Genomic DNA, 19537 nt, shown 5'->3' with positions numbered 1-19537 from the left:
AATCTTTTTCAAATGGATCAAACAGCACCTGCATATCAAGGCATTCTTCGGCACCTCACTCAATGCCGTGAAGACCCAGGTGTGGATCGCCGTTGCGGTCTATGTGCTCATCGCCATCGTGCGCAAGCGCCTGCACCTGAAGGCTTCGCTCTACGAAATTCTACAGATCCTGAGCGTGACGCTATTTGAACAAACCCCATTGGAATGCGCCCTGCAGCAGCAAGAACCACAGAGTTCTACCGGCGACCCTGCTAACCAATTGATTCTCTTCCCCGATTAACCGGACAGTACTGAGCCGGAGATTAACCCCGCGCGACGCCCCACCCGGCGGTCAGCTGGCGGCCAGCCTCGTTCACGGCCCGACCTGCAACAGGTCCAGCGGCTGCCCACTGCCGCCGCGCACACCCTGCTGCAAGGCCGCCAGCCGCTGGATCGACGGGCACAGCGCCTCGACCTGCGGGCGCAGCACCTGCAGCCGCGACTGCAAGCGCGGACGCAACGCGGTGGTGAGGTCGGCGGCGCGGTCGCGCAGGCTGGCGGCGGCCTGCAGGTCGCCGGCCAGCGCGGCGTTGATCGCCTGCTGACCGAGGTCGGCCGCCAGCAGCGGCAGCAGGTCGCCGGCGATCTGGTTCATCGCCTGGTTGGCGGCGTCGCCCTGCCAGTCGTGCGTGCTCTGGCTGACCGAGATGCGCCGCTTCAGTTCGGCCGCATGCGCGTCCAGCCGGCGGTTGAATTCGGTACGTGTATCGGCGCCCAGGCCCATGCCGCCGGCCTCCGCGCGCAGCGCCTGCGCGGCGATGTCCACGCCGTTGCGTGCCACCGTGCGCACCCGCGGCGCCAGCGCGCGCAGGTCGCGCTCGAACAGGGCCAGTCGGTCCTCATCTTCCGCATTCAGCTTCACCGCGGCGCCGTCGGTGCGCAGCGTGCCCTGCTGCAGCTCGACGTGGAACGGCGCGGGCGCCGGCCGATCGAACAGCAGGCTGCCGGGTTTCAGGGTGACGTCATAGCTGCTGCTGGCGTGGCAGGTCGCCGCCAGATCCTGTGCATGCACCGACCACGCGGCGAACAGGGACAACAGCAGAACGGGCAAACGGAGCACGTGCATGGACAGGATTCCCGAAGACAGTGTGCCCAGCGATAACCGCCCACTGGCCAACCCATGCTGAACGTGGCTCTCGCTCCGAAACGCGAACGCGCAGCAAAACGGGGCGCTCGCGGCAACACGGGACGGCTCAGGCGCCGCCCGGTGGCGTGATCAGTCGCAGGCCACCCGTTTCGAGTGGATGGATGCCTCCGTCCGGAAGCGCATCCGCGCTGCCGGACAGCAGCCGTGAGTCGTCAATCCAGGGCACCAGTTGCCTTGGGCCGGGCACATAGGGCCGCCACTCGCCGTAATCGTCGCCCCGGATCTCGCCGAGCCTCCTCAGGTTGTACGTCACGGGCACCCGTGCCACCCAGTACTGGTCACCCACGTGCCTGCCGGACGTCGGCAAGTTGAAGGTCCACTCGCGCGCCGCCGCCAGGGCGGAGTTGGCGAGCACCTTGCGCCACCGCTCCATTTCGTGGTCGCTGGCCACCATCACCAGGTTGACCTGTTCGGCCTCGGCCTTTTGCACCCGCCCCTGCCGCCCCACGCGCAGCACCAGATAGACCGTGCCGGATACGTGGGCCCGCACCGCCTGGGGCGGATACGTCGGCCGCACCTGATCCTTGTAAGTGATGGATTCACCCGGCACCTGCTGCCCGAACTGGGTACCGCTGATGCCGACCGAGTAATCGTCGTCACCCACTGGCTTGGCGACGAGGCGCAGGCTCATCGTCGCCTTGGCCGCCACCGGCTTGCCGTCGAGCAGGGTGGGCTCGAACTTCCAGTTCGGAATGTTCTTGGCAAGCAGCCCGGTCACCACGGACGGCAGCTTCTCCACCTTGTCGATGACATAGCTGCGGACGCTGCCGTCCGGTGCCACCACGATCGTTCCGGTAAGCAGCATGCTTGCCTGTACTCGCTTGCGCACCGCGGCGGGCCCGGCAGCCAGCGCGGCGCCCGACAGCAATACGCAGAACAAACCGATCGGCCAATGCTTCATCCCTGTCCCCTCAGCGTGAGCCTCTCGCGCAGTCTAGCGCCAGCAGCTACAACCGTCCGCGACGCCGCGGACGGAATTGCGCGCGTACCGTCGACCGGCCCAGTTGCCAGGCCAGCCACAACAACAACGGGATCGCGGCGGCCTTGAGCGCCAGGCCGACCTGCCAGATGCGTTCGGCCCGTGCGATCATCCACAGCGCGACCTCGCCCAGTTGCGGCTGCGCCAGCGCATGCTGCCTGGCGGTATCGAAATCGCCCGCTTGCTGCAGCATCAGCGCCGCCGTCACCAGCGCCCACGCGGCCAGCAGCACGGCCAGCAGCTGCAGCACGGGGCGCGCCCACGCCTGGCGCAGGATGCAGCCGGCGCAGGCCACGATGACCAGCAGGGCGGCCGCCAGGTAGAGGTATTCGGCATGCCGCAGGTACTGCACGAAGCCCAGCGCGGCAAACAGCAGCAGTACCCACGGGCCGACCGCCCACGCCGCGAAACGCCGCGCCGGCGCGGGATCGTTGCGCACCGCCGGCGACATCAGGCGGCCGCCTTCGGGCTGGCCGGAACGCGCGGCAGGGGCGGGGCAAACAAACGGCAAAGACGACGCATCGCGGATGCTCCACTCGGGCAAGAGGCACGGCTGCAGGCTGCGAAGTTTACGCGCGTCCATGAAGAAGAGCGCCGTGCGGCGCCCTTCTTCGTCACCCCGGTGCGATCAGCGTTTGCTGATGGTGAACTTGCCGATCGAGACGCCCAGGTTCACGCCTTCGCCGGTGCCGGACAACGCCAGCGAGGTGGTGCCCTTGGTCAGCACCTGCGCGCTGCCGCTCTTCACCACGCCGGCCTCGGCGCCGGCCTGCGCGTAGTCACCGTAGACGTCGGCGATGTCGTGCACCTTGCTGATCTCGCCCTTGCCGTTGTCGATGTGGTACTTGCCGGCGGTGAGGCCGCCACCGACCACGGCGATCTTCACGTTCGCGCGCTGGCCGTTGTCGCAGGTGATGGTGCCGCTGCCCTCGGCGTGCTTGTAGATCAGCGACCAACCGGACAGGTTGTACACCAGATCGCACTTCACCGAGGCCTCGGCGGCCCTTGCGCTGCCGGCCGGCAGGGCGGTTACGGCGCCCGCGCAGGCGATTACCAGGGCAGCCATTCCAAACGTACGCTTGATCATCGTCGTCTCCTTCGCTTTCTGCGGGTGGGGTTCGTCATGCGCTGCGGCTGCGAGGTGGGGCGGCAGCCGCGGCGGGGTGAGCGCAGATTGTGCAGGGCGGCGTGACAGCCGCGTGCAGAAGCATGACTGTCCGTTCAGGCTTTCGCCGCTGAGGCGGCGGTAGCGGCGCGGCGCGCAGACCGGCACCCGGCGCACCGGGAGCGGCCCCGCGGTTGTGGCGCGGCGGACGCCCCGCATAGACTCGGCACGACGCTGCGGCCGACGAGGCGAGGGAGCACCATGGTCAAGTATTCGCTGGTCGGTTACGACGGCTCGGATGCCTCCCGCCGCGCGTTCGAGTTCGCGGTCGAGCTGGCCCGCTGCAGCCACGGCCGGGTGCGCGTGGTGTCGGTACTGCAGGTCACCGAAGGCGGCGCCGACGCCTGCGCCCTGATGATGGCCGACAACGGCACCGAACGCGCGCAGGAACTGCTTGAGGAGCTGACCGCGATCGTGCCGGAGGCGGCCGACCTGATCGACGTCGAACTGACCCTGGGCAGCCCCGGCGACGTGCTGCTGAGCCAGATCGAACAGCACGGCGTGGACCACATCGTGATCGGCCATACCGAGCGCGGCGCGCTGGCGCGCTGGCTGCTCGGCTCGGTGTCCGGCAACGTGCTGGCGCGCGCGCACGTGCCGGTGACGGTGGTGCGCTAAGTCGGCCGACGTTAATCCGCCACTGCGGCCAAGCCGTATCCTGTGTCATCTTGCCGTCATCTGCGGACAGGCCACCAGCCGCCGCAGCCATCGCCGCACGGGGACATTCGCCTTGAATCCATCCACCGCCCTGCCCTGGACCCTGGAAAGCATCGACCTCGAGCGCATCGAGCTCGCCCGCGTGCGCCACGACGAGGATCTGTTCTTCCTGCTGTGCAGCTCGTCCTTCGTCGAAAGCGGCTCGGACCTCTACGCGCGCAACCTGGTCGACCATTTCGCCGACGACGAGGAACTGGGCGCCTGGCTCAGCCAGCACTGGGAGCACGAGGAGCTGCAGCATGGCCGTGCGCTGGCCGCCTACGTCAGGAAGGTCTGGCCGGAGTTCGACTGGGACAAGGGCTTCGCCGCGTTCTGGAACGCGTACGCCGCGGTGTGCACCGCCGAGCAGCTGGAACCCTGCCGCGGGCTGGAGCTGGCCGCGCGCTGCGTGGTGGAAACTGGCACCGCCAGCCTGTACCGCGCGCTCAACGACATCACCGACGAACCGGTACTGAAGCAGCTGACCAACCACATCAAGAGCGACGAGGTTCGCCACTTCAAATATTTCTACCAGCACTACCGACGCTACCGCGAGCGCGAAGGCTTCGGCCGCTACCAAGTGTTCCGCGCGCTGCTGCGCCGGGTCAATGAGATCAAGAGCGAGGACAGCGACATCGCGCTGCGCCACGTGTTCAACCAGTGCTACCCGCAGCACCAAGGCAACGAGGCCGAATTCCGCCGCCTCAGCGACCGCGCGCAGGGCCGGCTGCGCCGGAACATCCCGGCCGCGATGACGGTGAAGATGCTACTCAAGCCGCTGGACCTGCCGCCGCGCCTGCAGAGTGCGCTGGAAAAGCCGCTGGCGAAGATCACCGAGAAGCTGTTCCTGCACTGACCGACGCCGGCATGGCCAGCGTCGGCGCGTGACTCAGTGCGCCGCGGCGGGCGGCTGCCCTTCGCGCGCCGCGCTCTCGATCTGCCGCTGCTGCTGCTGCGCGAGCTTCAGGCTTTTCACCTCGACCGGGCGGATCTGCGTGATGGTGCAGGGAACGTTGTGCCGCCCGGTGAGCACCTTGTCGAAGCCCACCATCACCTGGTTGAGGTTGGAGGTGAGCCCGATGCTGTTGACGAAGCGCAGCTCCTGGCAGCCGCCGAGGTCCAGCAACCAGGCCTTGTTCGGCTGCGTGTAGACGGCCAGTTGGGTGTCGCCGAGCGGCTCCCACGAGTACAGGCTGAAGAAGCGGAAGCTGCGCACCGGCGCGCCGGCCGCCGCCGCATAGGCGGCCTGGCGCTCGCTCATGCGCTGGGCGTAGGGCACGCTGGAGCAACCGGCGCACGACAGACCAAGCAGCAGTGCGCCGGCAGGGATCAGGGGTGACTTGGGCATAAGGCGGCCCTCGATGGAGACTTTCCTGTCCAGACGCACGGACGCCGTTTCGGTTGACGCCGCCCGGCGCGGACAGGCTACTTCTTGCTGCCCTTGCCCACGGCGACCCACTTTGCCGGGTCGAAACCGCCCACCTCGTAGACCAGGGTCTGCTTCTTCTCGCCGTCGACCAGGGTGACGCCCATGCCGATCTTCTTCGCCTTGCGCAGCATCGCGATGAACGCGTTGTCGTCGCGGATCATCAGCGCCGGCTCGCCGGTGGACGGCGCGAACGCCTTGATCCGCACCGGTTTGCCGTCGACCGTGGCGGCGAGGGTGCAGTTGCCGCGGCAGACGAAGCCGGGCTTGCTGCCGTACAGGAACACGCTCTGGCCCCACTCGGTGTGCCGGCGCAGCACCAGCCGCACGCGCTCGCCGTCAGCCGGCTGGCTGTTCTCGATGGTGGCGGTGGACTGCGTGCCGCCGGCCATCGGCGCCACCTGGTACAGCCACAATGCGGCCAGCCGGCTCTTCTCGCTGGCCGCGGTGTAGCGCTGCTCGATCGCCGGCAGGGTCTTGTGCACTTCCTTCGCGGCGTCGCTGTCGGGATAGCGCTTGAGGATGTCCTTGCCCATCGACACCGCCATCTCGTCGTTGCCGATGCGCAGCAGCTGGCGGTAGGTGTCGAGGTTGCGCGCCGCGTCGGCCGCCTGCGCCTGAGCCTGCTGCTGCTCCGCGGTCGGCGCCGGCGCGCCGCCCTGCGGCGAGCAGCCGGCGAGCAGCCAGGCGGCGCAGAGAGCCAGCCGGGCAAGGCGGGGAAAAGCGCGGTTCATCGGCGGCATACCTGGCGGGAACAGGCCGCTAGCTTGGAACGATCCGCGGTCGCCACGCAACCGCACCAGCTCAATCCGCCTGGCCGAAACGCTCGCGCAGCGCGGCGCGGTAGCGCCGGCTGCAGGGGATCTTCGCGCCGTCGCGCATCTGCAGGCGTGCGTCGCCGCTTTCCAGCGGTTCGATCTCGACGAGGTAATCGAGGTTGACGAAATGGCTGCGGTGCACCCGCACGAAGCGCGCCGGGTCCAGCCGCTCCTCGATCCCGGCCATGGTTGCGCGCAGCGGATAGTCGCGCCCGCGCACGTGCAGGTTCACGTAGTTGCCCGAGGCCTGCAGCCACTCGATCTCGCTGGCGTTGAGCAGGAACTCCTTGCCCAGCTTGCGCACCAGGAAACGCTCTGGCCGCTCCACCGGCTCCACCGGCGCGCCCTCGTCCGGCGCGGTCAGCAGTTTCGCCTCGCCCTGCTGGCGCAGCCACCACAGCCGGTACAGCACCAGTGTGCCGACGATCAGGAAATAGGTGCGGATGTCCTTGAGGTATTCGTAGCCGAAGTTGAACCACCACGCGCCGAAATCGTAGTGCGCCCCGGCCATGGCATAGGCCAGCGTGCGCAACGCGATCATGCCGCCGACGTGGATCAGGCTGAACGGCAGGCTGGCCAGCAGGTGCAGCGGCAGGTGGCGCCGCCAGGTATCGAAGCGGATCGGCCAGCGCCGCTCCACGGCGATCACCGCCGGCAGCAGCGCCAGCAGCACCAGCGCACTGCTCCACTCCCACACCCACGGCTCCCAGCCGGCCACCCGGCCGGCGTGGTCGATGCGCGAGTCGATGCTGTTGAAGGTGGCGTTCAGCGCGACGAACAGCAGCCAGGCCGTCACTTCGAGCGGCCGCCGCCAGCGCTGGTAGAAGGTGTGGCCGCGGGTTGTGGTCATGCGGCGGATTCTACGCAACTCGTCCCCGCGGCTCGCCCCTGCCCGCCGCGATTCGTCACAGCGGCCCGGCCAACGGTCACTTGCGCCACGACGGGGAGCGCTCGCCACGGCAGTCTGGCGGTCACTTTCCCCACCTGTGGAGTCGCCATGAACCGCCGCCACGACATCGACGCGCTGCGCGTGTTCGCCTTCGGCCTGCTGATCCTGTACCACGCCGCGATGCTGTACGTGGCCGGGGCCGGCTGGGATTTCCATCTCAAGAGCAGCCACACCAGCGAATGGCTGCAATACCCGATGCTCTTCCTCAACCGCTGGCGGATGGAGCTGCTGTTCCTGGTCTCCGGGCTGGCGGTGAACTTCATGCGTCGGCGTGGCAGCCTCGGCCGGCTGGCCGGCAAGCGCAGCCTGCGCCTGCTGCTGCCGCTGGTCTTCGGCATGCTGGTGGTGATCCCGATCCAGCCGTACGTGCAGGGGCTGGCCAATCATCTGGTCGAGCCGGGCTTCGGCCATTTCCTGCTGCGCTACTGGAGCGGCGGCCCGTGGCCGGCCGGCGCGTTCACCGGCTGGCAGTACGGCTTCACCTGGAACCACCTGTGGTACCTGCCCTATCTGTGGGTCTACACGATGCTGTTGCTGGCCCTGCTGCCGCTGCTGGAATCGCGCCCGGGCCAGCGCCTGCGCGGGGCCTGCCTGAAGTTGCGCGGCGCGCGCCTGCTGCTGTTGCCCGCGCTGCCGTTGATGCTGTGGGCTTCGTTGCTGGCCAGCCGCTATCCGGTGACCGGGGCGCTGTGGGGCGACTGGTACGCGCATGCGATCTACGCCACGGTGTTCCTGTACGGCTACCTGCTCGGCACCGACGCCGGCCTCTGGGCGGAACTGGCACGGCTGCGCCGGGCGTCGCTGCTGACGGCGCTCGGCTGTTTCGCGGGCTACCTGCTCGGCATCCAGACCCTGCCGGACGATGCCGCGCTGCCGCTGGTGCTGACGGTGCGTGCGCTGCACTACCTCTACCTGTGGAGCGCGATCGTCGCCGTGCTCGGCTGGGGCCATGCGTATCTGGATCGTCCGTTCCGCTGGTTGCCGTATGCGCGCGAGGCGGTCTACCCGTGGTACGTGCTGCACCAGAGCCTGCTGTTGCTGTTCGCCTGGCAGCTGATGCCGCTGCGGCTGGGGCCGGTGGCCGAGCCCGCGCTGATCCTGCTCGCCACCGTCGGCGGCTGCGCGCTGCTGCACGAGTTCGTGATACGCCGGGTGCGCTGGCTGCGGCCATGCTTCGGCCTCGATCCGGCACCGGCGCGGGCTCCTGCGCCGGCCATGCCGCCGCGACTGGCCGACGACCTGGCCTGAACCCGGAGCCCGCGGAACAATCCGGCGGTTGTCCGCTCAGTTTTCGCTCGCCATGATCGAATCGACGTGTTCGACCCGCGCGATCTGATCGAGCCAGACCTGCCGACTCCACGCCGGCACGTCGGGGCGTTCCAGTTTCACCGTGGCATTGATCCCTTCGCGCTCATCGGCATCACGAAACAGCTGCACGTTCGGTCGCGTGACGACCACGCCGTCGCAGCTGCTGCCGTCCTTGAGCAGCAGCACGACGTGGCCATTGGCCGGCAATTCCCCGATCAACGATTCGAGCCGCCGAATGCTGGCCGGGTCGGTATAGACACGTTCCGCCGCTCTGCCCATGGGATTCGCCTCGCGTGATGGGAGCGGCCGCCAGCTTGGTCGACAAGGCGGCAAGCGCGCGTCAATTCACCCGTCCGCCAGCTGAACGGAGGCACCGGGCCGCCACGAGGTCCGCCGCCTGCCGCCATCGGCAACGTCACCGGGAAGCTGCTGCGCGGGCCGCACCGGCAGCGGCTATGCTGCGAGGGCGTCTTTCGATGTCCGCCAGCGCAGGGAGCCGCCGCGTGATCACCACCTCACCCACCGAATTCCTCGACGCCTGCGCCGCCCTGGCGCCGCTGCCGGAGGCCGCCGCGACCGCGCGGGCGGCGTTCCTGGTCGCGCCGGCCGGATTCGCGCTGGCGCAGGAATCGGCGCGCGACAACCGCTACATGGACCTGAGCCGCACGGTCGACCCGCTGCGGGCGCTGGCCCAGCACGGTGCGCTGGCACAGGCGCTGCGCGCGGACGTGCCGGTGATCACCTTTCCCGGCGACCCGGCGACGCCCGACGCGGTGTTCCCGAACAACGTGTTCGCCACCGCGCCGGGGCGGCTGATCGTCGGCCGCATGCGCCACCCGGTGCGCCAGCGCGAAGCCGCGCGCGCCGACATCCGCGCATTCTTCGGCGACCTGCTCGGCTACGACGAGATCGACCTGTCCGGCTGCAGCGGCCTGGTCGCCGAGCTGACCGGTTCGCTGGTCATCGACCGCGTTCGCGGCATCGGCTACTGCGGCCTCGGCGAACGCTGCAACCTGGCCGGCGCCGAGGCGATGCACCAGGCGTTCGGCCTGCGCCTCACCTACTGCTTCGAGCTGGCCGCGTCCGAGTACCACACCAACGTGGTGCTGGCGCTGCTGGCCAGCCGCGCCGCGATCATCGCCGCCGACGGCTTTCGCGACCCGGCCGCGGCGCAGGCGATCGCGCAGGCTTGCGGCGGTCGCGCGATCTGGCTGAGCCCGGCGCAGAAGCAGGCCTTCGCCGGCAACGCGATCACCCTGTCCGACGAACGCGTGTGGATGAGCGCCGGCGCCGCCGCCGCGTTGACCGACGCGCAGCGCGAGGCGCTGGCCGGCTACGGCTTCGCGCTCGATGCGGTGGCACTGGACGAGATCGAGAAAGCCGGCGGCAGCCTGCGCTGCTGCGTCGGCGAGATCTACTGAATAGCCGATCCCGGCGAGAGTCCGCGGGATTCGCGACGGCGCATCGCCGGCCGACATCCTTGTGCAAACGAAACGCGATGGAACAGCCCATGATCGTCGTCCACCACCTCGACAACTCGCGCTCGCAGCGCATCCTGTGGCTGCTGGAAGAGCTTGGCGTGCCGTACGAGCTCAAGCGTTACCGGCGCGACCCGAAAACCATGCTGGCGCCGACGGAATTGCGCGCCATGCATCCGCTGGGCAAGTCGCCGGTGATCACTGATGGCGAACTCACCCTGGCCGAATCCGGCGCGATCGTCGAATACCTCGCCGACCGCTACGGCGCCGACAGCCTGATCCCCGCGCACGGCACGCCCGAGCGGCTGCGCTGCAACTACTGGCTGCATTACGCCGAGGGCTCGGCGATGCCGCCACTGTTGCTGAAGCTGGTGTTCCGGCGGGTGGAAAGCGCACCCGCGCCGTTCTTCGTGAAGCCGGTCGCCAGAAGCATCGCGCGCAAGGTGCAACGCAGCTTCGTCGACCCGCAACTGAAGCTGCACCTGGACTACCTCGAAGGCGAGCTGGGCAAGCACGCGTGGTTCGGCGGCGACGCGTTCAGCGTCGCCGACATCCAGCTCAGTTTCCCGCTGGAGGCGTTCGCCGCGCGCGGCGGGCTGGACGAGCGCCACCCGCGGCTGTGCGCGTTCCTGCGGCAGATCCACGCCCGCCCGGCATACCAGCGTGCGCTGCAGCAGGGCGGGGAATACCGGCTCGGCTGAACGGTTCGCGCCAGCGGGCGGCGCTGTTTACGCCTCGCTCACGACGGCGCTGGCACGCTGTGCCACCGGGCCGTCGAGGAGAACACCGATGCGCAAGCACGATATCGAACGCCAGCTTCGCGACGCCGGCGAACGCGCAGGCGAACAGGTGCACCGCTACGCCGACGGCGCCAGCGAGCGGGCGCACACCCTGTACGACCGCGCGCGCGACCTGCGCGCACGCTGGGGCCAGCGCGGCGATGCCTACGGCCGCCGGCTGTCGCATACCGCCGAGGATCTTGCCGACGAGGCGAACTACCACTATCGCCGGCTGCGCCGCCAGGTGAACCGCCACCCGCTGGCCACTGCGGCCATCGTCGCCGGCACCCTCGGCGCCTTCCTGCTGCTGCGCCGCGCCTTCCGCAGCGACGACGAGTGACCGCCGGCGCCGGCAAAGCGCCGCGCGCGGCGCTTTGCCGGCAACCCGCAGGCACCCGCCGCCGACGGGTGGCCGCCTGGCCGTCCGCCGGGCGTGCCGCCGCTGCTAAGCTGGATCACCGCCCGCAGCCGGCCGATCCATGCGCTCGAAAGACCTCTCCTTCCACCACCCGCTGGCGTTCTGGCTCGGCTGCACCGCGGTGATCGCCGGGGTGCTGGCACACCTGCCGATGCTGGCGATGGCCGCGCCGATGCACTTCCGCCTCGCCGGCATGCCGATGGACAACCTGATGCTGGTCGGCATGGCGCTGGTGCCGCTCGGCGTGCTGCTCGCCGGCTATGGCCTGATGCCGCGGCTGCAGCAGATGCGGCGCACGCTGCACCCCGATCGCGAGCCGTTGCCGTTCCACGCCGCCGACCACGTGCCGCTCAACCGCGAACACTGGAAGCTGGTCGGCGTGCTGACCGTCGCACTGGCGGTGGACGTGATGAAGCCGGCCACGATCGGCTTCGTGATGCCGGGCCTGTCGGCCGAATACGGCATCAGCGGCGCGACCGCCGGCTGGCTGGCGCTGTCGGCGCTGACTGGCACCGTGATCGGCTCGATCGTGTGGGGCCGGCTCGGCGACCTGTTCGGCCGCCGCGCGACGATCCTGCTGTCGGCGCTGATGTTCATGGGCACCGCGATCTGCGGCGCGATGCCGGCGTTCGGCTGGAATCTGGTGATGTGCTTCATGATGGGCGCCGCCGCCGGCGGCATGCTGCCGATCACCTTCGCCCTGATGGCCGAGACCATCCCGACCCGCCATCGCGGCTGGCTGCTGGTGGCGCTGGGCGGCGTCGGCACCTCGGCCGGTTACCTGCTGGCCTCCGGCGCCGCCACGCTGTTCGAGCCGAACTGGAGCTGGCGCTCGCTGTGGCTGCTCAACCTGCCCACCGGCGCGCTGATCATCCTGCTCAACCGCTACATCCCCGAGTCGCCGCGCTTCCTCGCCCTGGCCGGGCTGGAGGAGCAGGCGCGCGCGGTGCTGCAGCGCTTCTCCGGCGGCGCGGCGGCGGTGGCCGTCGCGCCTGCCGGCGACGCCGTCCACGCGCGGTCGCCGGCGGCCGCGCGCATCGGCCTGCGCCAGTTGCTGCGCGGCCGGCATGCGGCGATCAGCTGGGGTCTGATGGTGTGCGCGGTGGCTTGGGGCCTGGCCAACTTCGGCTTCCTGCTGTGGCTGCCGGCGAACCTGGTGGCGCTGGGCATCGACGCGCAGGCCAGCGTCGCGCTGCTGGCGCGCTCGGCGATCATCGCCCTGCCCGGCATCGCCCTGGTGGTATGGGCCTACCAACGCTGGAGCAGCATCCGCAGCCTGGTGCTGTTCATCGCGCTGACCGCGCTGTCGCTGCTGTTCTTCTTCGCGATCACGCTGGCCAACCTGCGCTCGACGACGCTGACCATCGTCGGCACGGTGGCGTTGCTGCTGAGCATCAGCGGGGTGATCGCCACGCTGATCCCGTACGCAGCGGAGATCTATCCGGTGCACCTGCGCAGCACCGGCGCAGGGCTGATCGCCGGCGGCTCGAAGTTCGGCGGCATCCTCGGCGCGCTGGTCGGCGTGGCCGGCCTGTTCCAACACTTCATGCTGTCCGCGCTGATGCTCGCGCTGCCGATGATCGCCGCCGCCTGGCTGCTGGCGCGCAGCGGCATCGAGACGCGCGGCCACGGGCTGGAAGCGATCCAGCACGCGCTGTCGGAATAGCCGCAAAGGAAAGCCGCCTCGCGGCGGCTTTGCCTGACCTTGGCGCCGGGCGCCCGATCGCTCACACCGTCAGCGGGTTCGGCTTGTCCGGGTCGAGCTTGTACTCGCGGATCGCGCGCGCCACGTCCTTGGCGTTGACCTTGCCTTCCTTCGCCAGCGCGGCCAGCGCGGCATGGGCGATCCAGTAGCGGCTCAGCTCGAAGAACTCGCGCAGGTGCTCGCGGGTGTCCGAGCGGCCGTAGCCGTCGGCGCCCAGCGCGGTGAAGGAGCGGCCCTCGGGCACGAACGCGCGCACCTGGTCCACCACGCCGCGCACGTACTCGCTGGCGGCGATCACCGGGCCGTCGCGGTCGGCCAGGCACTGCGTGACGTGGGGCACGCGCGGCACCTTGGCTTCCGGGTGCAGGCGGTTCCAGCGCTCGCAGTCGAAGCCGTCGCGCGACAGCTCGCTGAAGCTGGGGCAGGACCACACGTCGGCCTTGACGCCGAAGTCGGCCTCCAGCAGCTCGGCCGCGGCGACGGCCTCGCGCACGGAACCACCGGCCGCCATCAGCTGCACGCGCGGCGCACCGTTCTTGCCCTTGCCCTTGGCGGCGCCGGCTCCCGAATCCCGGAACAGATACATGCCCTTGACGATGCCGTCGTAGCAGCCCTCGGGCATGTCCGGGTGGGTGTAGTTCTCGTTGGTGGTGGTGATGTAGTAGAAGACGTCCTGCTGCTCCTCGTACATTTCCTGCACGCCGCGATGCAGCAGCACCGCCACCTCGTAGGAGAAGGTGGGGTCGTAGGCGCGGCAGTTGGGCACGGTGCCGGCCATCAGCTGCGAGGCGCAGTCGGAGTGCTGCAGGCCCTCGCCGGGGAAGCTGGCGCCGGCGGTGGCGCCGATCAGGAAGCCGCGCGCACGCTGGTCGCCGGCGGCCCAGATCAGGTCGCCGACGCGGCGGAAGCCGAAGAACGAGTAGTAGATGAAGAACGGCAGCATCGGCTGGTTGGACACCGAGTAGCTGGTGGCCGCGGCGATCCACGCCGACACGCCGCCGGCCTCGGAGATGCCTTCCTGCAGCACCTGGCCGTCCTGCGCCTCGCGGTAGTACAACAGCTGGTCGGCATCCTGCGGGCGGTACTTCTGGCCGAACGGCGCGTAGATGCCGATCTGGCGGAACATGCCTTCCATGCCGAAGGTGCGCGCCTCGTCGGCCACGATCGGCACCACCCGCGGGCCGAGCTGCTTGTCGCGCAGCAACAGGTTCATGCCGCGCACCAACGCCATGGTGTTGGAGATCTCGCGCTCGCCGGTGCCGGTGGTGATCTGCGCGTAGGCGGACAGCTCCGGCGCCTTGCACGGCACGTCGGTGCGGCGGCGCCGCTGCGGCAGGAAGCCGCCCAGCGCGCGGCGACGCTCCAGCATGTATTCCACCTCGGCCGAGTTCGCGCCGGGGTGGTAGTAGGGCACGCTGTCGAGCTTGTCGTCGGCAATCGGGATCTGGAAGCGGTCGCGGAAATGGCGCACCGCGTCGCCGGTCATCTTCTTCTGCTGGTGGGTGGGGTTCTCCGCCTCGCCCGAGCCGATGCCCATGCCGTAGCCCTTCACCGTCTTGGCCAGGATCACCGTGGGCATGCCCTGGGTGTTCACCGCCGCGTGGTAGGCGGCGTAGACCTTGTGCGGGTCGTGGCCGCCGCGGTTCAGCCGCCAGATGTCCTCGTCGCTGAGGTTGGCGACCATCTCGCGGGTCTGCGGGTACTTGCCGAAGAAGTGCTCGCGCGTGTACGCGCCGCCGAACGCCTTGCACGCCTGGTACTCGCCGTCGACGGTTTCCATCATCAGCTTGCGCAGGATGCCGTCGTTGTCGCGCGCCAGCAGCGGATCCCAGTAGGAACCCCAGATCACCTTGATCGCGTTCCAGCCGGCGCCGCGGAATACGCCCTCGAGTTCCTGGATGATCTTGCCGTTGCCGCGCACCGGGCCGTCCAGGCGCTGCAGGTTGCAGTTGATCACGAAGATCAGGTTGTCCAGCCCCTCGCGGCCGGCCAGCGCGATGGCGCCGAGCGACTCGGGCTCGTCCACCTCGCCGTCGCCGAGGAAGCACCACACCTTGCGGTCGGACTTGGGCACCAGGCCGCGGTTTTCCAGGTAGCGGAAGAACTGCGCCTGGTAGATCGCCTGGATCGGGCCCAGCCCCATCGACACCGTGGGCATCTGCCAATAGTCGGGCATCAGCCACGGGTGCGGGTAGGAGGTCAGCGAGCGGCCATGGCCGACCACGTCGGCGCGGAACAGGTCGAGCTGATCCTCGCTGATGCGGCCTTCGATGAAGGAGCGCGCGTAGATGCCGGGGCTGATGTGGCCCTGGTAGCCGATCAGGTCGCCGGGATGCTCGGCGCCGGGTGCGCGCCAGAAATGGTTGAAGCCCACGTCGTACAGCGTGGCCGAGGAGGCGAAGCTGGCGATGTGGCCGCCCAGCGAGCCGGGCTTGCGGTTGGTGCGCACCACCATCGCCATCGCGTTCCAGCGGATCAGCGAGCGGATGCGCCACTCCATTGCCGCGTCGCCCGGGCTCTTCGCCTCGTTCGCCGGCGCGATGGTGTTGACGTAGGCGGTGGTCGGGTCGAACGGCAGGTGGCCACCCGAACGGCGGGTGGTGTCGACCATCTTCTCCAGCAGGAAATGCGCGCGCTCGGTGCCGTCATGATGGATCACCGCGTCGAGCGAGTCGATCCACTCGCGGGTTTCGGTGGGGTCGATGTCCTGGTTGAGGATATCGTCGAGCTGATCCATGAAGATTCTCCGCGGCACCGTTGCAGCGCCCATGCTTGAAGGGGGACATCCCGCCGCCGGGGACCTCGGCGGAATCGACGTCCAAGTCTAGCGGCTGGACCCGGGGGCCGCCAATTCGGCGTCCATGCGCTGACGGATGGCGATCGCGACGGCGACGGGCCGACGCGCGCCGGCCGGCTCAGCCGGTGTGGCGATTCGCCGCGCGGATCTGCGCCTCGACGCAGGCCACTGCGCTCATGTTCACCACCCGACGCACGGTCGACTGCGGCATCAGGATGTGCGCCGGCTTGGCCACGCCCATCAGGATCGGCCCGATCACCACGCCGTCGGAGAGCATGCGGGTCATGTTGTAGGCGATGTTGGCCGCATCCAGGTTGGGGAACACGAACACGTTCGCCTTGCCTTCCAGCCGCGAGTTAGGGAACAGCTTCTCGCGCAGCGCCGGAGTCAGCGCCACGTCGGCCTGCATCTCGCCCTCCACTTCCAGCCGTGGCGCACGGGCGCGGATCAGCTCCAGCGCCTTGCGCATCTTCTTCGCGCCGCAGGTGTCGCGGCTGCCGAAGTTGCCGCCGGACAGCAGCGCGATCTTCGGCACGATGCCGAACAGCTTCAGCCGGATCGACGCCTGCAAGGTCGCCTCGGCGATCTGCTCGGGGCAGGGATCGTCCTGCACATGCGTATCGAGGTAGAAGAACGTGCCCTTGTCGGTCGCCACCGCGGCCATCGCCGACGGTTCGACCACGCCGGCGTCCAGGCCGATGATGTCGCGGATGTAGCGCAGCTTGCCCTGGTACTGGCCGACCAGGCCGCAGATCATCGCGTCGGCTTCGCCGCGCTCGACCATCAGCGCGGCGATCGCGGTGGGCCGCGAGCGCACCACCGCCTTGGCCATCGACGGGGTCACCCCGCGGCGCTGCATCAGGCGGTGGTAGTGCTGCCAGTAGTCGTCGAAGCGCGGGTCGGAGTTGATGTTGCAGATCTCGACGTCCACGCCCAGCCTGATGCGCAGGCCGGCGCGCTTGATGCGCTTCTCGATCACTTCCGGACGGCCGATCAGGATGGGTTTGGCCAGGCCTTCGTCGACCACCACCTGCACCGCGCGCAGCACGGTCTCCTCCTCGCCCTCGGCGTAGACCAGCCGGCACGGCGCGGACTTGGCCCGCTCGAACACCGGCTTCATCAGCAACCCGGTGCGGAACACGAAACTGGTCAGCTGGTCGTTGTACGCCGCGAAATCCGCGATCGGCCGCGTCGCCACGCCCGACTCCATCGCCGCCCGCGCCACCGCCGGCGGCAGCTGGATCAGCAAGCGCGGGTCGAACGGCTGCGGGATCAGGTAGTCCGCGCCGAAGCTCGGCGGCTTGCCGCCGTAGGCGCGCGCGCTGACGTCCGACGACTCGCGCCGCGCCAGCGCCGCGATCGCCTTCACGCAGGCGATCTTCATCGCCTCGTTGATCACCGTGGCGCCCACGTCCAGCGCGCCGCGGAACAGGTAGGGGAAGCACAGCGCGTTGTTGACCTGGTTCGGGTAATCCGAACGGCCGGTGGCCATGATGCAGTCCGGCCGCACCGCCTTGGCGTCTTCCGGGGTGATCTCCGGGTTCGGGTTGGCCAGCGCGAAGATGACCGGCCGCGCGGCCATCGTGGCGACCATCTCCGGCTTCAGGATGCCGCCGGCCGACAGGCCGAGGAACACGTCCGCGCCCTCGACGATCTCGGCCAGCGTGCGCGCCCTGGTGTCGCGCGCGTAGCGCTGCTTGTCCGGGTCGAGGTCGGTGCGCTCGGTATGGATCACGCCGTGGCGATCGAACGCCAGGATGTGTTCGGGTTTCACGCCCAGCGCCACCAGCATGTCGAGACAGGCAATGCCCGCGGCGCCGGCGCCGGTGGTGGCCACGCGGATGTCCTCGATCTTCTTGCCGACCACCACCAGCGCATTGATCACCGCGGCACCGACGATGATCGAGGTGCCGTGCTGGTCGTCGTGGAACACCGGGATCTTCATCCGCTCGCGCAGCTTGCGCTCGACGATGAAGCATTCCGGCGCCTTGATGTCTTCCAGGTTGATGCCGCCGAAGGTGGGCTCCAGGCTGGCGATGATGTCGACCAGCTTGTCCGGGTCGTTCTCGTCGATCTCGATGTCGAACACGTCGATGCCGGCGAACTTCTGGAACAGCACGCCCTTGCCTTCCATCACCGGCTTGGCCGCCAGCGGCCCGATGTTGCCCAGGCCGAGCACCGCGGTGCCGTTGCTGATCACCGCGACCAGGTTGGAGCGCGCGGTGTACTCGGCCGCCGAGGTCGGATCCTCGACGATCGCATCGCAGGCCGCGGCGACGCCGGGCGAGTAGGCCAGCGACAGGTCGCGCTGGGTCAGCAGCGAGGTGGTCGGGGTGACCTTGATCTTGCCGGGGCGCGGCAGGCGATGGTACTCGAGGGCAGCAAGGCGCAGTTCTTCGGGGAGGCTCATGAGGTGCATTTGGTCGATGAAGGGAAGTCGCCGGCCGCGGCGGACGACTTTCCGTGATGTTAGCACCGGGGCGGCCTGCGCCGGCCCGGAACGGCGGCCCTAGACGCTCGCCAGCAGCTCGTTGCCCTGCACCCGGTTCAGCTGGATGCCGTTGATGAAGACCGAGAACGCCAGCTTGCCGGCCAGCCCGTGCACGTGCTGCATCCACGGCGGCAGCCAGCGCGGCGGCAGGATCGCGCCGGATTCGAAGTGCGGCTGCAGCGCAATCACGTCGTGCAGGGTCAGCTTGCCGGCGAACAGGTGGCGCAGCAGGTCCATCCGCCGCTGTTTCAACGCCAGGCGGAAGAACGTGTGCACGGTGAGCAGGCCGGACAGGTAGACGTTGTCCTTGGCGAACGCCGCGCCGCCACCCAGCGGCACGCCGCGGAACACGCGCTGGGCCGAATGGAAGCTGTCCGCCGCGTTCTGGCCGCAGGCGCTGAAATACTTGTAGACCTCGACGAAGTCGGCGCCGCCCAGCGCCATGTCGATCGCCAGGATGCGCAGGCTGATGCGCTTGAGCCGGGTGATGTCGATCGCGCCGGACATCAGCTCGGCGAACACGGCCAGCCCTTCCTGGGTCGCGGTGACCCGCGGCGAGGTTCGCGCCAGCGAGGCCAGCAGCGGTTGCCGGCGGCCGTTCAGCGCGGTCAGCGAGTGCACGAACGCCTCGTGCGCCAGCAGCTGGTGGCGGTCGTATTCGCTGAAGCTGGCGCCGCCGCGCAGGCGGATGCGGGTAGCGCCGGCGGCCGCCTTGGCGGTCAGCTCGGGATCGACCTCGACGTTGATCGTGCCGGCGCCGAAGAATTCGTCCAGGGTGGCGGCCAGGTCGCCGCGCAGCGCGTCGGCCGGCACGTTCACGCAACTGTCGTCGGCCAGCAGGTCCGCGCCCAGCTCGTCGGACAGCTCGACGAAGTAGCGCGCCGCGTCCAGGTTGCTGCGCTGGCTGCCGGGGATGATGTCGTCCGGCCGTCCATACAGCGCGATCGACGGCGCAGTGACGCCGGCCGTGCCGACCGACTCCAGCATCTCGGCGGCAATCCGCCAGGATTCGGCAGTGCGGCGCAGGTAATCGCCCAGCGGGTCGACCTGCGCGCCCTCGGCCGCGGCCAACTCGATCGCCGCCAGCTCGGCGCGCGCCGCGGACAGGTCCGGCCGCGCGTAGCTCACCTGCGGCAGGGCGAAGCGGCCGCTGGCGTAGTCCGCGATCATGCGGTCCTCCAGCGAGGCCGGCCACGCCACCGTGGGCAGGATGCGGATGCCGCGCACCGCCGCCAGCAGGCGCTGGTCGAGCGCGGCGTAACGCCGCAGCTCGGGCGCGACGGTGCCGTCCGCCGCGCTCATCGCGCGGCTCCACGCGACGCGCCGGAACGACCGCGCGGCC

Annotated in this window: 18 protein-coding genes and 1 pseudogene; 8 read left to right on the top strand and 11 right to left on the bottom strand. The window is 69.4% G+C overall.

All coding sequences use genetic code 11. The annotated features are described in order from the left end of the window. Window positions 1-280, top strand: a pseudogene (locus tag RHOOR87_RS19260) (IS4 family transposase); the annotation flags it as partial. 72 nt (window positions 281-352) lie between these two features. Here RHOOR87_RS19260 and RHOOR87_RS0113165 read toward each other — a convergent pair. The 4 genes from RHOOR87_RS0113165 to RHOOR87_RS0113150 form a co-directional block, all read right to left on the bottom strand. Beyond that, window positions 353-1105 carry a DUF2884 family protein gene (locus RHOOR87_RS0113165; RefSeq protein WP_015448839.1) on the bottom strand — a complete coding sequence of 251 codons (753 nt, stop codon included), beginning with the start codon at window positions 1103-1105 and terminating at the stop codon, window positions 353-355. Window positions 1106-1232: 127 nt separating this feature from the next. Then, the gene (locus RHOOR87_RS0113160; RefSeq protein ID WP_015448840.1) at window positions 1233-2087 is read right to left on the bottom strand and encodes an energy transducer TonB; all 855 of its coding nucleotides are present in this window, start codon (window positions 2085-2087) and stop codon (window positions 1233-1235) included. A 46-nt stretch (window positions 2088-2133) separates the two neighbouring features. Further along, the gene (locus RHOOR87_RS0113155; protein ID WP_231381796.1) at window positions 2134-2748 is read right to left on the bottom strand and encodes a hypothetical protein; all 615 of its coding nucleotides are present in this window, start codon (window positions 2746-2748) and stop codon (window positions 2134-2136) included. A 45-nt stretch (window positions 2749-2793) separates the two neighbouring features. Further along, window positions 2794-3252 carry a hypothetical protein gene (locus tag RHOOR87_RS0113150; RefSeq protein ID WP_027485270.1) on the bottom strand — a complete coding sequence of 153 codons (459 nt, stop codon included), beginning with the start codon at window positions 3250-3252 and terminating at the stop codon, window positions 2794-2796. Window positions 3253-3531: 279 nt separating this feature from the next. Here RHOOR87_RS0113150 and RHOOR87_RS0113145 point away from each other — a divergent pair, with 279 nt between their 5' ends. Both RHOOR87_RS0113145 and RHOOR87_RS0113140 read left to right on the top strand, forming a co-directional pair. Continuing rightward, a complete protein-coding gene (locus RHOOR87_RS0113145; protein WP_007509741.1) occupies window positions 3532-3948 on the top strand; it encodes a universal stress protein in 417 nt (138 codons plus the stop codon). Between the two features lie 112 nt (window positions 3949-4060). Next, entirely contained in the window at window positions 4061-4882 is an 822-nt protein-coding gene (locus RHOOR87_RS0113140) for a ferritin-like domain-containing protein (protein WP_027485269.1), read from the top strand. 33 nt (window positions 4883-4915) lie between these two features. Here RHOOR87_RS0113140 and RHOOR87_RS0113135 read toward each other — a convergent pair whose 3' ends face one another. From RHOOR87_RS0113135 to RHOOR87_RS0113125, 3 genes are all read right to left on the bottom strand, one after another. Beyond that, window positions 4916-5374: a DUF6491 family protein gene (locus RHOOR87_RS0113135; RefSeq protein WP_027485268.1), complete on the bottom strand. Its 459-nt coding sequence runs from the start codon at window positions 5372-5374 to the stop codon at window positions 4916-4918. Between the two features lie 77 nt (window positions 5375-5451). Continuing rightward, window positions 5452-6186, bottom strand: a complete 735-nt coding sequence (locus RHOOR87_RS0113130) for a hypothetical protein (RefSeq protein WP_027485267.1) — start codon at window positions 6184-6186, stop codon at window positions 5452-5454. Window positions 6187-6256: 70 nt separating this feature from the next. Further along, on the bottom strand, window positions 6257-7120 hold the full coding sequence (locus RHOOR87_RS0113125; protein WP_027485266.1) for a LytTR family DNA-binding domain-containing protein: 864 nt from the start codon (window positions 7118-7120) through the stop codon (window positions 6257-6259). 147 nt (window positions 7121-7267) lie between these two features. On the opposite strand from RHOOR87_RS0113125, the gene RHOOR87_RS0113120 reads away from it, so the two are divergent. Then, the gene (locus RHOOR87_RS0113120) at window positions 7268-8467 is read left to right on the top strand and encodes an acyltransferase family protein (protein ID WP_027485265.1); all 1200 of its coding nucleotides are present in this window, start codon (window positions 7268-7270) and stop codon (window positions 8465-8467) included. Between the two features lie 36 nt (window positions 8468-8503). On the opposite strand, the gene RHOOR87_RS0113115 is transcribed toward RHOOR87_RS0113120, so the two are convergent. Next, a complete protein-coding gene (locus tag RHOOR87_RS0113115) occupies window positions 8504-8806 on the bottom strand; it encodes a DUF3247 family protein (RefSeq protein ID WP_015448843.1) in 303 nt (100 codons plus the stop codon). Between the two features lie 224 nt (window positions 8807-9030). On the opposite strand from RHOOR87_RS0113115, the gene RHOOR87_RS0113110 reads away from it, so the two are divergent. From RHOOR87_RS0113110 to RHOOR87_RS0113095, 4 genes are all read left to right on the top strand, one after another. Beyond that, entirely contained in the window at window positions 9031-9948 is a 918-nt protein-coding gene (locus RHOOR87_RS0113110; RefSeq protein WP_027485264.1) for an arginine deiminase-related protein, read from the top strand. Between the two features lie 89 nt (window positions 9949-10037). Beyond that, a complete protein-coding gene (locus tag RHOOR87_RS0113105) occupies window positions 10038-10706 on the top strand; it encodes a glutathione S-transferase (RefSeq protein WP_007509760.1) in 669 nt (222 codons plus the stop codon). Window positions 10707-10794: 88 nt separating this feature from the next. Next, complete coding sequence (locus RHOOR87_RS0113100) at window positions 10795-11124, top strand: hypothetical protein (protein ID WP_027485263.1); 330 nt, start codon at window positions 10795-10797, stop codon at window positions 11122-11124. 139 nt (window positions 11125-11263) lie between these two features. Beyond that, window positions 11264-12868 carry an MFS transporter gene (locus tag RHOOR87_RS0113095; protein WP_027485262.1) on the top strand — a complete coding sequence of 535 codons (1605 nt, stop codon included), beginning with the start codon at window positions 11264-11266 and terminating at the stop codon, window positions 12866-12868. Between the two features lie 61 nt (window positions 12869-12929). Here RHOOR87_RS0113095 and aceE read toward each other — a convergent pair whose 3' ends face one another. The 3 genes from aceE to RHOOR87_RS0113080 form a co-directional block, all read right to left on the bottom strand. After that, entirely contained in the window at window positions 12930-15644 is a 2715-nt protein-coding gene (aceE, locus tag RHOOR87_RS0113090) for a pyruvate dehydrogenase (acetyl-transferring), homodimeric type (RefSeq protein ID WP_027485261.1), read from the bottom strand. 178 nt (window positions 15645-15822) lie between these two features. Then, window positions 15823-18114: an NADP-dependent malic enzyme gene (locus RHOOR87_RS0113085; RefSeq protein ID WP_027485260.1), complete on the bottom strand. Its 2292-nt coding sequence runs from the start codon at window positions 18112-18114 to the stop codon at window positions 15823-15825. A 99-nt stretch (window positions 18115-18213) separates the two neighbouring features. After that, window positions 18214-19497 (bottom strand): flavohemoglobin expression-modulating QEGLA motif protein, encoded by a 1284-nt coding sequence (locus tag RHOOR87_RS0113080; protein ID WP_027485259.1) that lies wholly within the window; start codon window positions 19495-19497, stop codon window positions 18214-18216. Between the last annotated feature and the right edge of the window lie 40 nt (window positions 19498-19537).

This window comes from Rhodanobacter sp. OR87 (genome assembly GCF_000473345.1).
GTDB lineage: Bacteria > Pseudomonadota > Gammaproteobacteria > Xanthomonadales > Rhodanobacteraceae > Rhodanobacter > Rhodanobacter denitrificans.
Note: the sequence above shows the minus strand (reverse complement) of the source record. Positions and strands in the feature narration are given on the sequence as shown.

What these genes read in the sequence shown, in the direction of transcription:
- RHOOR87_RS0113150 (WP_027485270.1), bottom strand. Translation starts at nt 3,252, where the DNA reads ATGATCAAGCGTACGTTTGGAATGGCTGCCCTGGTAATCGCCTGCGCG.
- RHOOR87_RS0113135 (WP_027485268.1), bottom strand. Translation starts at nt 5,374, where the DNA reads ATGCCCAAGTCACCCCTGATCCCTGCCGGCGCACTGCTGCTTGGTCTG.
- RHOOR87_RS0113145 (WP_007509741.1), top strand. Translation starts at nt 3,532, where the DNA reads ATGGTCAAGTATTCGCTGGTCGGTTACGACGGCTCGGATGCCTCCCGC.
- RHOOR87_RS0113125 (WP_027485266.1), bottom strand. Translation starts at nt 7,120, where the DNA reads ATGACCACAACCCGCGGCCACACCTTCTACCAGCGCTGGCGGCGGCCG.
- RHOOR87_RS0113085 (WP_027485260.1), bottom strand. Translation starts at nt 18,114, where the DNA reads ATGAGCCTCCCCGAAGAACTGCGCCTTGCTGCCCTCGAGTACCATCGC.
- RHOOR87_RS0113120 (WP_027485265.1), top strand. Translation starts at nt 7,268, where the DNA reads ATGAACCGCCGCCACGACATCGACGCGCTGCGCGTGTTCGCCTTCGGC.
- RHOOR87_RS0113100 (WP_027485263.1), top strand. Translation starts at nt 10,795, where the DNA reads ATGCGCAAGCACGATATCGAACGCCAGCTTCGCGACGCCGGCGAACGC.
- RHOOR87_RS0113130 (WP_027485267.1), bottom strand. Translation starts at nt 6,186, where the DNA reads ATGAACCGCGCTTTTCCCCGCCTTGCCCGGCTGGCTCTCTGCGCCGCC.
- RHOOR87_RS0113105 (WP_007509760.1), top strand. Translation starts at nt 10,038, where the DNA reads ATGATCGTCGTCCACCACCTCGACAACTCGCGCTCGCAGCGCATCCTG.
- RHOOR87_RS0113115 (WP_015448843.1), bottom strand. Translation starts at nt 8,806, where the DNA reads ATGGGCAGAGCGGCGGAACGTGTCTATACCGACCCGGCCAGCATTCGG.
- aceE (WP_027485261.1), bottom strand. Translation starts at nt 15,644, where the DNA reads ATGGATCAGCTCGACGATATCCTCAACCAGGACATCGACCCCACCGAA.
- RHOOR87_RS0113155 (WP_231381796.1), bottom strand. Translation starts at nt 2,748, where the DNA reads ATGGACGCGCGTAAACTTCGCAGCCTGCAGCCGTGCCTCTTGCCCGAG.
- RHOOR87_RS0113165 (WP_015448839.1), bottom strand. Translation starts at nt 1,105, where the DNA reads ATGCACGTGCTCCGTTTGCCCGTTCTGCTGTTGTCCCTGTTCGCCGCG.
- RHOOR87_RS0113160 (WP_015448840.1), bottom strand. Translation starts at nt 2,087, where the DNA reads ATGAAGCATTGGCCGATCGGTTTGTTCTGCGTATTGCTGTCGGGCGCC.
- RHOOR87_RS0113080 (WP_027485259.1), bottom strand. Translation starts at nt 19,497, where the DNA reads ATGAGCGCGGCGGACGGCACCGTCGCGCCCGAGCTGCGGCGTTACGCC.
- RHOOR87_RS0113095 (WP_027485262.1), top strand. Translation starts at nt 11,264, where the DNA reads ATGCGCTCGAAAGACCTCTCCTTCCACCACCCGCTGGCGTTCTGGCTC.